Annotated in this window: 17 protein-coding genes; 7 read left to right on the forward strand and 10 right to left on the reverse strand. The window is 46.5% G+C overall.

Annotated features, from left to right (window positions below):
* Window positions 1-3: 3 nt before the first annotated feature.
* Window positions 4-1,689 (forward strand): glutamine--tRNA ligase, encoded by a 1,686-nt coding sequence (gene glnS, locus RBK99_RS00885; protein WP_317502764.1) that lies wholly within the window; start codon window positions 4-6, stop codon window positions 1,687-1,689.
* On the opposite strand, the gene RBK99_RS00890 is transcribed toward glnS, so the two are convergent.
* From RBK99_RS00890 to RBK99_RS00910, 5 genes are all read right to left on the reverse strand, one after another.
* The gene (locus RBK99_RS00890) at window positions 1,676-2,713 is read right to left on the reverse strand and encodes a saccharopine dehydrogenase family protein (protein WP_317502765.1); all 1,038 of its coding nucleotides are present in this window, start codon (window positions 2,711-2,713) and stop codon (window positions 1,676-1,678) included. The two genes, glnS and RBK99_RS00890, sit on opposite strands and share 14 nt — an antisense overlap.
* 2 nt (window positions 2,714-2,715) lie before the next feature.
* Complete coding sequence (gene fur / locus RBK99_RS00895) at window positions 2,716-3,162, reverse strand: ferric iron uptake transcriptional regulator (RefSeq protein ID WP_317502766.1); 447 nt, start codon at window positions 3,160-3,162, stop codon at window positions 2,716-2,718.
* 45 nt (window positions 3,163-3,207) lie between these two features.
* The gene (gene fldA, locus RBK99_RS00900; RefSeq protein WP_317502767.1) at window positions 3,208-3,741 is read right to left on the reverse strand and encodes a flavodoxin FldA; all 534 of its coding nucleotides are present in this window, start codon (window positions 3,739-3,741) and stop codon (window positions 3,208-3,210) included.
* 79 nt (window positions 3,742-3,820) lie between these two features.
* A complete protein-coding gene (locus tag RBK99_RS00905) occupies window positions 3,821-4,036 on the reverse strand; it encodes a DUF2788 domain-containing protein (protein WP_317502768.1) in 216 nt (71 codons plus the stop codon).
* A gap of 101 nt (window positions 4,037-4,137) precedes the next feature.
* Window positions 4,138-4,914, reverse strand: a complete 777-nt coding sequence (locus RBK99_RS00910; RefSeq protein WP_317502769.1) for an alpha/beta fold hydrolase — start codon at window positions 4,912-4,914, stop codon at window positions 4,138-4,140.
* Between the two features lie 106 nt (window positions 4,915-5,020).
* Between RBK99_RS00910 and RBK99_RS00915 the strand changes: the two genes are divergently transcribed.
* Window positions 5,021-5,503, forward strand: coding sequence for a replication initiation regulator SeqA (locus RBK99_RS00915; RefSeq protein ID WP_317502770.1), 483 nt, complete (start codon window positions 5,021-5,023; stop codon window positions 5,501-5,503).
* The gene (pgm, locus tag RBK99_RS00920; RefSeq protein ID WP_317502771.1) at window positions 5,503-7,140 is read left to right on the forward strand and encodes a phosphoglucomutase (alpha-D-glucose-1,6-bisphosphate-dependent); all 1,638 of its coding nucleotides are present in this window, start codon (window positions 5,503-5,505) and stop codon (window positions 7,138-7,140) included. Before RBK99_RS00915 ends, pgm begins: the two co-directional genes overlap by 1 nt.
* Before the next feature lie 4 nt (window positions 7,141-7,144).
* Here pgm and RBK99_RS00925 read toward each other — a convergent pair whose 3' ends face one another.
* A complete protein-coding gene (locus tag RBK99_RS00925; protein ID WP_317502772.1) occupies window positions 7,145-8,431 on the reverse strand; it encodes an MFS transporter in 1,287 nt (428 codons plus the stop codon).
* Window positions 8,432-8,583: 152 nt separating this feature from the next.
* On the opposite strand from RBK99_RS00925, the gene RBK99_RS00930 reads away from it, so the two are divergent.
* Both RBK99_RS00930 and hda read left to right on the forward strand, forming a co-directional pair.
* A complete protein-coding gene (locus tag RBK99_RS00930; RefSeq protein ID WP_317502773.1) occupies window positions 8,584-9,669 on the forward strand; it encodes a DUF2066 domain-containing protein in 1,086 nt (361 codons plus the stop codon).
* Window positions 9,669-10,382: a DnaA regulatory inactivator Hda gene (gene hda, locus RBK99_RS00935; protein WP_317502774.1), complete on the forward strand. Its 714-nt coding sequence runs from the start codon at window positions 9,669-9,671 to the stop codon at window positions 10,380-10,382. The genes RBK99_RS00930 and hda overlap by 1 nt, the downstream gene beginning before the upstream one ends.
* On the opposite strand, the gene RBK99_RS00940 is transcribed toward hda, so the two are convergent.
* From RBK99_RS00940 to arsC, 3 genes are read right to left on the reverse strand one after another with little or no spacing between them, the layout of a single operon-like run.
* Window positions 10,379-10,768: a DUF2069 domain-containing protein gene (locus RBK99_RS00940; RefSeq protein ID WP_317502775.1), complete on the reverse strand. Its 390-nt coding sequence runs from the start codon at window positions 10,766-10,768 to the stop codon at window positions 10,379-10,381. The genes hda and RBK99_RS00940 overlap by 4 nt on opposite strands.
* 9 nt (window positions 10,769-10,777) lie before the next feature.
* The gene (locus tag RBK99_RS00945; RefSeq protein WP_317502776.1) at window positions 10,778-11,335 is read right to left on the reverse strand and encodes a flavodoxin domain-containing protein; all 558 of its coding nucleotides are present in this window, start codon (window positions 11,333-11,335) and stop codon (window positions 10,778-10,780) included.
* Complete coding sequence (gene arsC / locus RBK99_RS00950; protein ID WP_317502777.1) at window positions 11,335-11,682, reverse strand: arsenate reductase (glutaredoxin); 348 nt, start codon at window positions 11,680-11,682, stop codon at window positions 11,335-11,337. Before arsC ends, RBK99_RS00945 begins: the two co-directional genes overlap by 1 nt.
* A 59-nt stretch (window positions 11,683-11,741) precedes the next feature.
* Here arsC and RBK99_RS00955 point away from each other — a divergent pair, with 59 nt between their 5' ends.
* Window positions 11,742-12,191: a TlpA disulfide reductase family protein gene (locus RBK99_RS00955; protein WP_317502778.1), complete on the forward strand. Its 450-nt coding sequence runs from the start codon at window positions 11,742-11,744 to the stop codon at window positions 12,189-12,191.
* Here RBK99_RS00955 and bepA read toward each other — a convergent pair.
* Window positions 12,183-13,634 (reverse strand): beta-barrel assembly-enhancing protease, encoded by a 1,452-nt coding sequence (gene bepA, locus RBK99_RS00960; RefSeq protein ID WP_317502779.1) that lies wholly within the window; start codon window positions 13,632-13,634, stop codon window positions 12,183-12,185. The genes RBK99_RS00955 and bepA overlap by 9 nt on opposite strands.
* A 144-nt stretch (window positions 13,635-13,778) precedes the next feature.
* Between bepA and RBK99_RS00965 the strand changes: the two genes are divergently transcribed.
* Window positions 13,779-14,858 (forward strand): AI-2E family transporter, encoded by a 1,080-nt coding sequence (locus RBK99_RS00965; RefSeq protein ID WP_317502780.1) that lies wholly within the window; start codon window positions 13,779-13,781, stop codon window positions 14,856-14,858.
* Window positions 14,859-14,867: the final 9 nt, after the last annotated feature.

Here is a 14,867-nt window from a genome sequence, read left to right on the forward strand (position 1 = left end):
TTCATGGCTGATACTGATTCTCGTCCCAGTAATTTTATTCGTCAAATCATTGATAAAGATTTGGCCAGTGGTAAACACTCGACTGTACACACCCGTTTTCCTCCGGAACCTAATGGTTATTTGCATATTGGCCATGCTAAATCGATAGTGCTGAACTTTGGCATTGCTGAAGATTACAACGGCACCTGTAACCTGCGTTTTGATGACACTAACCCACTGAAAGAAAAAGTGGATTATGTGAACTCCATCAAAAAGGACGTGGAGTGGTTAGGTTATGACTGGGAAGGCGAGCCGCGCTATTCATCCAATTACTTTGATCAGCTGCATGGCTATGCCGTTGAGTTGATAGAAAAAGGCTTGGCTTACGTTGATTTCAGTCCTCAGGATAAAATGCGAGAAATGCGCGGTACTCTGAAAGAGCCGGGCGTTAACAGCCCATACCGTGATACCTCCGTTGAGGAAAACTTGAAGCACTTTGCTGACATGACGGCAGGGAAACACGAAGAAGGCACTGCGGCATTACGAGCAAAAATAGATATGAGCTCACCGTTTATGTGCATGCGTGATCCGGTGATTTACCGAGTGCGTTTTGTGCACCATCACCAGACTGGTGACAAGTGGTGTGTTTACCCGATGTACGATTTTACCCATTGTATTTCCGATGCGTTGGAAGGCATTACGCACTCTTTGTGTACGTTGGAGTTTCAGGACAACCGTCGCTTGTATGACTGGGTACTGGATAACATCAGCATCGACTGTCATCCGCAGCAAATTGAATTTTCACGCCTGAACTTGCAATACACGGTAATGAGCAAGCGTATTATCAATACGCTTGTAGAAGAAAACAAAGTAACTGGCTGGGATGACCCCCGGGTTGCCAGTGTGGCCGGTTTGCGCCGTCGTGGTTATACGCCAGAATCCATTCGTGAGTTCTGTCGTCGTATTGGTGTGACGAAAATGGATAACCAGGTTGAAATGAGTATGCTGGAAGCCTGCATCCGTGACGACTTAAATGCCAATGCACCACGCGCTATGGCAGTGATGGACCCGGTTAAAATAGTTATTGAGAATTATCCGGAAGGTGAGCAGGAATTGCTGGATGCGCCGAACCACCCGAATGACCCTGAAATGGGCTCTCGCCAGGTAACTTTCAGCCGCGAAATTTGGATAGAACGGGAAGATTTCCGCGAGTCGGCTAACAAAAAGTTTAAGCGTTTGGTGCTGGATAAAGAAGTTCGCCTGCGTAATGCCTATGTTATTCGTGCGGATAGGGTAGAGACGGATGCTGATGGTGAAATTCAGACCATTTACTGTCATTACGACGCGGATACATTAGGTCAAGACCCTGCAGATGGGCGCAAAGTGAAAGGCGTTATTCACTGGGTGTCTGCTGAAACGGCGAAAGAAGCCGAATTCCGTGTGTATGATCGCTTATTCCAGGTGCCTAATCCGGCCGCTGAGGATGACTTATTTTCGACGCTTAACCCGGAGTCTTTGGTCATTAAGACCGGTTTTGTCGAAGCAAATTTAGCGACTGCGAAATTGAGTGAAAACTTCCAGTTTGAACGTTTGGGGTATTACTGTCTGGATCAAGATGCTGAAACAGAAGGACGTTTGATTTTCAACCAGACGGTTGGACTACGTGATAGCTGGGCAAAAATAGAACAACAGCAAACTACTGAATCGTAAACTGTTTCAGTAGTTTCGCGCCGTATAAACGAGAGGGGGTGTAAAAGCCCCCAGACTGTTTATGGCTTAAGGTGTGAATCGCTAATTCCACAGCACCTTCAGCGGTTAGTGAATAGCCGTTTTTCACTTTAACCCGCATACTCTTTTTATTGCCTTTGGCATCGGATATTTCACCCCATACATAAGTGGGATTGTCTTTTCGCTCTTTTTCTTCCGGCCCGGCAGGTTGTGATTCCAACTTCTTCTTTAGCTTTGCCTGAAGCCACTTCCACTTAAATACCCAGCGGAACCAATTCATACGGCGCATTTTCTTCACTAAGCGCGGACTGGCGGGGATATAAACTTCAATATTGGGTATTTCGGTGGTGTAGTAGGCCGTAGAGACATCGCCCCAGGGAATGGTCATGGCACATTTTTCACCATTGCCAAAATCAATCCAGCGTGAGTGCCATGCGTGGGGAACGTCGGTAATTTGCCCGTTAATACGTGCAGCACCGCCGCGGCCTAAACGTTCGATACTGGTTTTAGCTGTACCGCGGCTCATGCGTGAACCGGAGTCAAAACCTAAAGCTAGATGCACTGCCTCCGGCATTTGAGCATTTAGGCGTGCTGCCAGGCAGTCTGTTGGAATTACATCAAATCCGACGCCGGGGCAAATAACAATACCGGCTTTACGCGCGGCTTTGTCCATTGAGTGAGCGTATTCAAATACGTCAATTTCGCCAGTAATGTCTAAGTAATGAGTTTTGGTATCAATGCAGGCTTGAATAAGAGGCGCTGCAGTTTGGCTAAAGGGACCCGCGCAATTAATGACTAAATCGACATCTTCTAATTGTCTTTTTATCTCATCGAGACTATCTAACGAAAAGGATTTGTACTGAAGGCTTAAGTGGCGGGCAACTGGCTCAAGGGAGTCTTCGTTACGGCCGGCTAAAATGGGTTGATAACCGCGTTTTTTTGCCTGGTGAGCAATAAGTTTGCCCGAATAACCGTATGCACCGTATATGAGCCAGCGCAGCGCCATATTTATTCTGCCTCAGCAGCGGCTTTGTACTCGCAGCTATCGCCACGCTGACATTCACCGTAAAGATAGAGGCTGTGATTGGTGAGTTTGATTTTATTGGCTGTAGCCACTTTTTCCTGGCGCTGTTCAATAACATCATCTTCAAATTCGAATACGTGCCCGCAGGTTAAGCACACGAGGTGATCATGATGATGCTTAGCGCTTAATTCAAATACCGAACGTCCACCTTCAAAGTGGTGGCGAGTAATAATACCAGCATCATCAAACTGGTTTAGTACCCGATATACGGTAGCCAGGCCAATTTCATCTTTTTGTTCTAGCAGAATTTTATAGACATCTTCAGCACTGATGTGTTGGTTATCTGGCTTTTTTAATATCTCCAGAATCTTCATCCGTGGGGAAGTGACTTTTAGTCCCGCTTTTTTCAGCTGTTCGTCGTTACTCGCCATAATGATTCGTATCTCAGTTAAACATGTACAACAGCATACCCTGTATTAGCTGTCACTTGCCAGTTCTGCCAGACACATTTCTTCATAAACTTGCTGGCACCACTTGTTAACCCGTTCTTTGGTTAACTCTGGCTGGCGGTCTTCGTCGATACCCAGACCGACAAAGTGGGTGTCATCTGCCATTCCTTTAGAGGCTTCAAAATTATACCCCTCGGTCGGCCAGTGCCCTACAATGATACCGCCACGTGCTTCGACAATGTCGCGCACCATACCCATTGCGTCGAGGAAGTACTCAGCGTAATCTTCTTGATCGCCGCAGCCAAAAATAGCAATTAATTTATCGGTGAAGTCAATTTCTTCAAGTTCGGGGAAAAAGTCGTCCCAATCGCACTGAGCTTCACCGTAGTACCACGTCGGAATACCGAACAGTAGCAAGTCATAACTGGCAATATCTTCTTTACTGGATTTAGCCACGTCTTTGACGTCGACCAGCTTTTTGCCCAGTTCCTTCTGAATCATCTGAGCGACGGCTTCGGTGTTACCGGTGTCGCTTCCAAAGAAAATTCCAACAGTTGCCATAAGTCAATTTTCACCTGATTATACGAACAAACAATACTGAGTGGATTCCCATTCAGCGGCGTAAATGATCAATTGGGTTTTAAACCCCAGATTCCCAGAGTACCTGAATAATACCTTTAGCGATAAAGCCAAAACAGCCAAGGAACAGCACCATCCACACAATAATTTGCCCGAACTTAGGTACTGCAGAGCGCTTCAGGACATCACGAATAGCCAAGCCTATCAGTAAGAATAGTATGGCCAGCGTAAAATTGGTGACCAGTACTTCAATTTCTTCGTAATATTCAGCTAACATACGACTTCACCTCGCTGGTGCTTAACTCGATAGTCTGTAACGCGATATTGACTGTTTTTTAACGGCGCCTAGATTACCATAAAGCACGCCTGCTGGCGAGGTTACTCAGTCAGAAACTCAGTAACCAAACGGTTAAATAGTCGGGGTTTCTCAGCGTGTAACCAGTGACCGGTACCTTCTATCACTTTTACTGAGGCGTTACTAAAACGAGAGCGAACCTCTTGTTGATGTTTCTCGGTCAGATAGTTTGAGTTGCCCCCTTTAATAAAGAGCACAGGACCGCTGTATTGGCCTTTGCTGACGGCGGCTGAAATCAGCTGATAATTATGCTTAAGGGCGTCCAGGTTAAGACGCCACTGGTAGCCATTATCGGTTTTTTGTAGATTTTTTAACAGAAACTGACGTATACCTTTCTCAGAAATTTTTTCGGCTAGTTGCTTATCGGCATCACCGCGGCTTTTCACCTGGCTTATATTTAATGAAGACAGGGCTTCCATAATGCTGTCGTGGGTGCCTTCATAAGCGGTAGGTGAGATGTCGGCGAATATGGCTGCTTTAATCCTGTCAGGGGCTTTCATGCAGGTTTCCATGGCAATTTTGCCTCCCATAGAGTGCCCCAGTAAGTAAAACTGTTCAATTTCTAAGGCGTTGGCCAGATTGAGGATATCTTCAGCCATTGCCGCATAAGTCATGGTGTCGCTGTGAAACGAATCACCATGATTACGGGCATCCGGCAAAATACAAAAGTAATTTTCGGACAGTTCCCGGGCGACACTTTTTAAATTGTCTTTATCGCCAAATAGGCCATGAATGATGATGATAGCCGGATTTGTATCCGTGCCGAGTGTTTCGTGATTCAACAATGAAGAGTCTGCCATCGAACGGCCTTTAGTGATAAACTTTGATGCATATTTTCAAGGCTTTGTCGGGGTGTTGCAAGTGACAAAGCACAACCTTTCAAATTTCAGAGGTAGAAAGTCAACAATGAAGCGGATTGACATTGACGATGACCTATACGCATACATTGCAAGCCACACCAGACAAATAGGCGAGAGCGCGTCTGATATTCTGCGTCGGCTGCTTGATGTAGCGGGTAATGAGCCCGGAGCTAAAGTAAAAAGCGAACCGGCGGAATCAGTTTTCAATCGCATGAATGAGCAAGACGTTCTTATTCAAAAAAGTGTGGTTGCGCGTTTCCTTTATATCTTGAGCATGTTGTATCGTTGCCATCCGGACGTTTTTTCGCAGGTACTGGATATTCGAGGACGCGATCGTCAGTATTTTGCGCGTTCAGAGGAAGCGTTGCTGACCTCCGGCAACAGCACCAATCCGAAGCAGATACCGGACTCTCCATTTTGGGTTATCACCAATACTAATACGACAAAGAAAAAAGCGATGTTGACTCAGGTGGCTGAAAAACTGGGCTATGACTCAGCAGATGCAGAAAAAATTAGGGATTTTTTATAATGGCAAATCACGAACGCGCAGGCTTGTTAGCGCAACCTGCCGATTTAACCAATATTGCGCAGCTAACAAGTGCTTATTACGTTTATGAACCAGACCCTCGTAAGGCGGCAGAAAAAGTCAGTTTTGGTACGTCTGGCCACCGGGGTAGCTCATTAAAGCGCTCCTTTAATGAAGCGCACATACTGGCTATTGCTCAGGCTATTTGTGCCTACCGTGAAGAGCAGGGCATTACCGGTCCTATCATGGTGGCTAAGGATACTCATGCGTTGTCAGAGTCCGCTTATATTAGCGCCTTAGATGTTTTTATTGGTAATGGTATAGAAGTACACGTTCAGTCTGAGCACGATTACACGCCAACACCCGTATTAAGCCGCGCGGTTATTGAATGGAACCGTGACAATAAAGCGAAGGCCGACGGGGTGGTCATTACGCCGTCGCACAATCCGCCGGAAGACGGTGGTTTTAAATACAACCCACCGCATGGTGGACCAGCCGATTCAGATGTTACGCGAATTATTGAGAAGTATGCGAACGCGTTGTTGTCGTCCGGCCTGGTTGGCGTCAATACGTGTGAAAGTGAAGATGTTTTGCAACACCCTAAGCTCACCTTTGTTGACTGGCGTAGTCAGTACATTAACCAGTTGGGTAACTGCATTGATATGGCCGCAATTCAAGACGCAAAATTGACGTTGGCAGTAGATGCTATGGGCGGCTCAGGTGCTAAATACTGGCAGCAAATTGCTGAGCATTACAACTTATCAATTGACGTTCGTAATGCCGTTGTTGACCCGACATTTTCATTCATGCCGCTGGATAAAGATGGCAAAATTCGAATGGACTGCTCATCACCTTTTGCCATGGCCAGCCTGCTTGAGCTGAAAGAAAACTATAACTTAGCTTTTGGTAACGATCCTGATTACGACCGTCACGGTATTGTTACGCCTACCCACGGTTTGTTGAACCCAAACCACTATCTGTCTGTCGCTATCGATTACTTGTGTAAACATCGTGACTGGGATAAAAGTATGGCGATAGGTAAGACGCTGGTATCCAGTGCTATGATCGATCGTGTGGTCAATTCAAACGACCGACCATTAATGGAAGTACCGGTTGGCTTTAAGTGGTTTGCGCAAGGGCTTGCTAAGCAAACCATTGCCTTTGCTGGCGAAGAAAGTGCCGGAGCAACCTTGCTGGATCGCAAAGGGAACACTTGGACCACCGACAAAGACGGCATTGTTATGGCGTTGTTGGCAGCTGAAATAGCGGCAAAAACAGGTAAAAACCCAGGGCAGTATTATGATGAACTATGCCAGCAACATGGCACTTCGTATTATCGTCGGGTTGATACGGCTTCAAGTGCTGATAAGAACGCGCGCTTTAAAGACATTCGTGCATACAAAGTGAAATTGCCTGAGCTGGCGGGTGATAGTGTGTCGGATATTTCGACCAAAGCGGCAGGAAATGGGGCACAATTTGGTGGTATTAAAGTAACCACCGAAAACGGCTGGTTTGCTGCAAGGCCTTCGGGTACTGAGCCGGTTTACAAAGTGTATGCAGAAAGCTTTGTAAGTGAGCAGCATTTAAATGATATTCTTGAGCAGGCCACTGTTTGGGTGAATGACCTGCTCTCAAATTAAGCCTCTATCGAAGGACGGCGTTGGATTCCATTTCATCGTCGTCGTCTTCTTCTGTCTCTGGAGCTTCTTCCGCCATAGACGTTAATAGTTCATCAGACGTTTGTGACGGTGCCAGTATGGCAAAGTTGCTGTGCAACTGGTCTTCGGCTTTCGCGCGACGTGTAATGCGGTACAGCGAATAGAAACCGACCATGGCAGTCAGCGCTGCCAATAATAAGAAAAAGTAGTTAATAGCACCAAACTGCATTAATGCCGCAACAGCAGGAGCTCCGATAATAGAGCCTGCGCCACCAATCTTAATAATTGCCCCCGTGGCACCTACCATTTGATCTCGTTCCAGAAAGTCGTTTGTGTGTGCCATGCCGAGTGAATACAAAGGCAGAATGAATGCCCCCAGCAGACCAACGTTTAAATAAATGAAAATAGCGTTAGACGCGCCGAGTTGTGAAAGAGCGGCGGCAGTGAGTGTTCCTCCGGCGGCACAGATAGCGATAACAAAACGACGATCGATTCGGTCTGATAATAAGCCAAAAGGTGCTTGAGAAATTAAGCCACCGGCAATGAATGCGGCCATAAAAAAGGTAATTTGCACAACGCTAAGACCAATGTAAGACGCATACATTGGGCCGATACCGTAAAACATGGCATAGCAGGCCTGCATAATGAATGCGTTGACCACACCCAGGGGTACCGTTTTAAGCAACAGTGAGATAGGCACTTTACGATTCTCGTGAGTGGTTGGTTCTGCAGTAACACTAACCAGAATGGGAATGAGGGCCAGATTAATCAACAGAGCAACAATGGCGAAAGCCACAAAGCCTGCGGGATCAGCCACACCCAAAATGAGCTGCCCGGCGATGAGTCCACTGTAGATAATGACTAAGTATACGGACAGCAAGGTGCCACGACTACGGTTATCCGCCATTGTGTTCAGCCAGCTTTCAACAATAACGAAAATACCGGAAATGGCAAAACCGGTAATAAAACGCATGACAAACCAGACAATGGGATCAACCCAAATAGCTTGCATCAAAATACTAAACGCAGCCAATGCCGCAAGACCCCCGAATGAGCGGATATAGCCCACTCGGCGGATATCTTTAGGAGCTCGGGTAGAGCCAAATAAGTAGCCAATGAAGTAGGCCGACATGATAAACCCGGTAACCAGAGTGCCGAAGCCTTCAATGGTGGCGCGCAAACTTAATAAGGTGCTGGTCATACCGACACAGACCCCAATTAAACTGATGCTGCCCAGTAAGGAACTGATACCTCGAAGCTGTTGTTTTAGCATGCCTTTGTCACCCTTCGTCCGTTTGTCGCAATACTACCTTTAGTGGCTTTATTTTCCTAGTGAAGATTCCCACAAGCTTATCCACAAGTTGTTACTTGCTGTTCGCTACCTGGCTGTTTAATATGCTCTCAAAGTCTTATTTGGATAATGACATGTCAAAGTTGCTGGTTCACTACGTGGTTGTCATATCGGTTTTGGTATTGGGGCTGTTTGCGGCTCCCAGTGGCAACGCGCGTTTGATCGATAATTTGTATTCGGCAGAAGTGGAAGTTGCCTCGCAGAGCGATTCGCACAGACAGCGAGCAATTAATAAAGCGTTTGACCGCGTGATTACGAAGCTGACCGGGCAAGCTGAGTTAGCCAATCATGAGGCAATTCAACGCGCAAAGCGCGATGTCAATAATTACTTGGTTCAATACGGTTACAGTGAAAATAATGGGCAACGCACGCTGACCGCAACTTTTGATGGCCGCAAATTACGAAGCTTGTTGGCTGAATATCAACTGCCTTACTGGGGCAGTCGCCGCCCACAGCTGATGTTATGGATTGCTAAAGAAAATGAAAATGGTGAAAGAGTCATTATTGATAGTAGTAGCGAATCGGTTTTTACTCAGCAGTTAAAGTTTTACGCAAGGCAATACAGTATTCCCGTTCAATTACCGCTAATGGACTTAACCGATAGTTTTGCGATTAATGCAATGGATGTGTGGGGGCGGTTTCTGTCGCCGGTTCGAACGGCCTCCGAACGTTATGGCCCTGATGGTCTGTTAATTGGGCGTATTCTTCAGCATTCAGAAGGCGAGGAACCCTGGAGTTTAAGTTGGCTGGCCGAAATAGGGGATGATCGGTTGTCGGGCGAGGTCACTGCCATCAGTCCTGACTGGTTGGCGGAGCCTTTAATTGAACAACTTATGTCGAAACTCGCGGCTCGTTACAGTGTCACCGCAGGTGATGAAAACGTACGCAATACAATGATATTAAAAGTGAAGGAATTAGAAGAGCTCGGCAGCGTTTTGAAACTGGAGAGTTTTTTGAAAAGTATAGTCTCGGTTAGTGAAGTGCGTTTATTAACGTATTCTCAGGGGATGAGTGAATTTGAAATTGTGGTTAATGGACCCGTCGATCAGATACTGCAGGCTATTAATCTCGATGGCCGACTGGCTTCAGAGCAATTGGGACCTTTTGTGGCGGTGCAGCAAGCTGCGGTGCCAGTCTACCGCTGGAATGAGAACCGCTAATGTCACCCCAGCAGTTGCCACTGGCTGTTCAGTTACCTGATGATGAGATCTTCTCAACGTTTTTGGTTGGCAATAATCTCACTTTATCAAGCTGGCTAAAGGCACTACCGGAAACTGAGCCGCCATTAAAGCGAAATCAGCAACTGACGTGGTTGTCGGGTGCGCATGGCGTTGGTAAAAGTCATTTAATGCATAGTGTTATTGCTGCTGTAGAACAACAGCAGCGCATCGCCTATCTGCCTTTGAGAGAGCTTGCTAAGGTCGATGCGGCTGCGGTTTTGCAGGGCATTGATCAGGCCGATCTTATTTGTCTGGACGATATTGATGCGGTGACAGCAGAGCCGTCCTGGAACTTTGAATTGTTTTCGCTAATTAATAGAGTGACGGATAATGAGTCCACGCGTTTAATTATGACCGCCCAGCAATCAGCGGTGCAAAGTCAGGTACAATTGCCGGATTTGCAGTCTCGCTTCCAATGGGCCACAGGATTTCAAGTTCAGCCTTTGACAGATCAAGAAAAGGTTGAGGCGTTAATTTTACGGGCTCAGTGGCGGGGATTAGAACTGCCGAAAGATGTGGCTGGCTTTATGACACAACGCTTAGGCCGTTCAATGCGTGATTTGATGACAGCGTTAAATGAGCTCGATAAGGCATCAATCACGTTTCAGCGTCGCTTAACAATTCCTTTTGTTAAGCAAGTTCTTGAAATTTAGTCGTAATCTTTTAGTTTTTTGAGCCCCAACCCCTGAGCCCGGCCTTGATAGCGCGCATACCCCGTAGCGCCGATAAAAGCACCGGTCGTTAATATCAGTTCTAACACCGACCATAAACGCTCATCCGGGTGGGTATACACCACTGTTAAGCCGTGTAAAAAGTAAAACATTAGAACAAAATTGGTCCAGGCATGAGTATAAGGTTTGCCTTTAACTAAGCCGTGAAGGGGTAAGAGCAGCGGCAGCACCCACAACGTTAATCCGATATAAATTGGCAGCGTACCGGGGGCATTGGTGGGCATGCCATGCCATAGTGCCACTAAAATAAGTAAAGGCCAGTAGCAAATTTGTGTTAACCAGCGGTAAAAGCGCGGAGATGTTGGCATTGATAAATCCTATGATGAGAGCTTAGAAGCAGTTTCTGTAACCCTTTTACCTAAGGCGACAGCGCATTGACGCTCATGCTCGGTTAACTTACTGCTCTGCGCGTGGTGACTGGCACCGTAGGGCGAACCACCTGACTGAGTCTGGTGCAGAGCTGGCTCCGAATAGGGAATGCCAACCAGTAGCATGCCATGGTGTAACAAAGGCAACGATAAGGTTAATAGTGTGGATTCCTGACCGCCATGCAGTGAACTGGAGGAGGTAAAAACTGCTGCGGGTTTGTCCGCTAAGGTTGCCTGTAACCACTCACGAGAGGTGCCTTCCCAAAACTTCTGCAGGCTTGAAGCCATATGGCCGAATCGGGTTGGGCTTCCTAAAATGAGTGCATCACAACTTTCAAGGTCAGCATTTTCAATTTCGAGATCTCGATCGCTTACCGCATTGCTACCGTGACCAGTACTTCTTAAAACGGCTTCGCCACCGGCGGCCGTGATCCCTTCTGCAATGGCATCGGCAAGGAGTTGCGTTGCACCGTTGCGGCTGTAGTAGAGAATAACGACCCGGGTCATTATAAAATGTCCAATACAGCTTCAGGAGGACGGCCAATAGCGGCTTTATTCCCATGAATAACGATAGGGCGCTCAATAAGTTTGGGGTTATTAATCATGGCTGTAATCAACTCATCTTCGTCACTGACACCTGCCAGGCCTAACTCTTTATACACGCTTTCTTTTTTTCGCATAAGTTGTTCAGCAGAAAAGTTTAGTTTATCCAAGATACCTTTTAATTCTGCGGCATTGGGCGGTGTCTTAAGGTACTCTACAATGTTTGGCTCAACCTGTTTTTGTTGGAGCAGCTCCAGAGTTTGTCTTGATTTTGAGCAACGAGGATTATGATAAATTGTGATTTGGCTCATAAGTATCGTACCTTGTAGTATCTAAGTATGGGTTAATAGTAACGTAATTGAGGTAAGGAATGAAACTGAGAACGCTCGTCTGCGCGGCTTTTGTTGTATTAATCAGTGCCTGCTCGCAAGAGCCGGATGTTGTCACCGATGAAAACGAAACCTTTATTTGGTCAAACCTTGAGGGTAAAACGGTCGTGGTGAATTACTTTGCAGAGTGGTGCGCTCCTTGTTTGCGAGAGCTTCCGGAACTTAATGACTTTAATGAAAAAAAGGCAAAGGATGTGAAGTTAATTGGTGTCAGCTTTGATCCTATGTCTAACAGCGAGCTTGCGGAGCTTAAGAAGCGCCATGGTATTGAGTTCCAGCTTGCGCTAATGAACCCCGCGCCGAAATTTCCTTTTCAGCGACCCCAAATGTTGCCGGCAACCTATGTGATCAAACCGAATGGCAGTGTTAAAGGACCATTGATGGGAGAGCAAGATTTAGAGTCTCTCAATAAAGCCGTTAGCTCACATTAACTGCTGAACTTGCTGTTCTAAACTCTCTATCTGATCAATACGGGCATTCAGTCGCTTATGCGTTAAGGTATTGTCCGTATGGTTGTGCGCTTCATGCAGCTGATCAACAGCAAGTCTGAAGTTGCCCCTTAAGGCGAGGGCTTCCGCCCGCGTTTCATACATGGCCGCGCGTTTACCGCTGCGATCATATACCTGGGTAAGAAGGTCAAGGGCTAATGTATGTTTGGGTTCACGCAATAAGAAGTCGCGCAGGAGCTGCTCGGCTAAAGCGGTATTCTCTGCCTGAAGCGCAGCATTAGCAAAGTTTAGGGTAATAACCGGCTCAGTCGGTTGTTGAATGTATTTCCCTCTCAGCCAGTTGACAACGGTATCGTACTCTTTTTTTGCCAGGAGAATATCGGTTTGAACATCGATATAAAATAAATTGTCCGGAGCATTGTCCAACAACGGTTTTATCAGTTTCTGAGCTATTTCAGCATTGCCGTTGTCCAGAGCGCGTATGGCTAGACCATACTGTCCGGCCTTTTGCTCGATGGGATCACGACTTAAGCGCATCGATTCGAAGTTACTTGCGGAAGCCTCGTTCATATAGCGCGCCTGGATCCTGGCTTTTGCGAGAGCAAACTCAAGACTCGGAGCGATATTAACACGTTGCATATTTTCGGCTCTGGCGCGTGTGTCGGCTATACGAGAGTCTGGCAAGGGATGTGTCAGCAGCATTTCCGGCGGCTTGCTAACGTAGCGGTACTTTTCTGCAAGTCGTGCAAAAAAGTTTGGGGCCCCTCTGGGGTCAAAGCCTGCGTTAGCAAGTACGGAGAGGCCAATTCGGTCGGCTTCTTGTTCATACATTCGGGTGTAATTAATTTGTGACTGTCCAGCCATTCCCATTGTCGCGTAAAGACCAGCAGCGCCGGCTTCTGGATTGGCCATACCAATTAGGATAGAACCGATAATACCGGCAATGGTCATGGGCATACTACGCTGCTGTTCTTGCATACGGCGAACCATATGTCGCTGGGTTATGTGTGCTACTTCGTGACCAAGCACCGCTGCCAGCTCTGATTCAGTCCTGGCTTCGTTTATAAGCCCTGTGTGTACGCCAACATACCCGCCCATAAAAGCGAAAGCGTTAATCTCTTTATTGTTTATCCAGAAAAAATTAAAGGGATAGCGCACACCACTGGTATTTCTGACCAGACGCTGTCCAATACTGTTCAAATAGCTGTTTAATACGGGATCGTAAATAATGGGAGCCTGCGCGCGTACCTGGCGCATGTAAAAGTCACCGACAACCTGTTCGCGCTCTATGCTCATAAAGGCGGCACCGGTGGTTCCAATTTCCGGTAGGTTCTGGTGAGCTTGTGCCGCAGCACTTCCGGCGCTATAGCTTAAGGCGAAAGAAAATAAGCACGCGATTAAAAAATGCACTGTTTTGGTGGACATCAACAACTCATTGGCTAACTGAAACGGATTGACTCTTTCTTAAGAGCTAATTTGTAATCTTTAGTTCCTTTTTACTCTATGGGGTTATCGAAAGATTGCAAGGACTGATATTATCATTGTAATAAAACTCAAGAGAACTGGGCTATGCTGGAATACATTAATCAATGGTATCAACGAAAATTTGCTGATCCGAACGCTGTCACCTTGTTTTTGTTATTGGTGGTTACCGTATTAATTATTGTTTTTTTTGGTAGTTTGATGGCGCCCTTACTCATTGCCATTTCGTTGGCTTACCTACTGGATTGGCCAGTAATGAGACTAATGGAAATAGGCTTATCCCGGTTAAGCGCAACCATAATAACGTTCTCCTTATTTTTAGCTCTGATGCTATTCCTGTTGCTGACACTGGTGCCTGTTATCTGGCAGCAAAGTACGACCTTGATCCAGGAACTGCCGGATATGGTCACTAATTTACAAATCTGGCTGCATAAGCTCCCTGAAATGTTTCCAACCATTGTTGATGATAACCAGATTAATGAGTTCACCCAGGAAATGAAACGTCGGGTGGTTGGTTTAGGCGAGAGCTTATTGACGGTTTCATTAGCTTCTATCGTCAACATAATGGCGATGCTGGTGTACCTAATCATTGTGCCGTTATTAATTTTCTTTATGCTAAAAGACCGCGATGTATTAATCGCGCATTTCAGTCGCTTGCTGCCATCAAACCGTCAGTTGATTTCGCAGGTAGGGCAAGAGATGAATCTACAAATTATGAACTACATTCGTGGCAAAGCCATTGAGGTGGTGGTGGTTGCGGCCGTAACTTTTGTCACCTTCAGTCTGTTTGGCCTGCGCTATTCAGCTTTGCTTTCCATCATGGTGGGTTTGTCTGTTTTAATTCCCTATATTGGTGCGGCAGTTGCGACGATACCGGTGGTTTTGGTGGCGCTATTTCAATTTGGCCCAACCGGGCCCTTTGTTTGGGTTACGGTTGCCTATTTGGTTATCCAGGCTCTGGACGGTAACTTGCTCGTGCCGTTATTATTTTCTGAAGCGATAAGTTTAAACCCAGTGTATATAATAGCCGCAGTATTGATATTCGGCGGGATATGGGGATTCTGGGGGGTGTTTTTCGCAATTCCTCTGGCAAGTTTGGTGAAAGCGGTATTAACGGCATGGGGTGGTGAAAGCGCGCAAAATGTAGATGAAAAAACACCGCTCTAAGGCGGTGTT

Origin of the sequence: Idiomarina solivarensis (genome assembly GCF_033052755.1) — a bacterium.
In the GTDB taxonomy this organism is placed as follows: domain Bacteria; phylum Pseudomonadota; class Gammaproteobacteria; order Enterobacterales; family Alteromonadaceae; genus Idiomarina.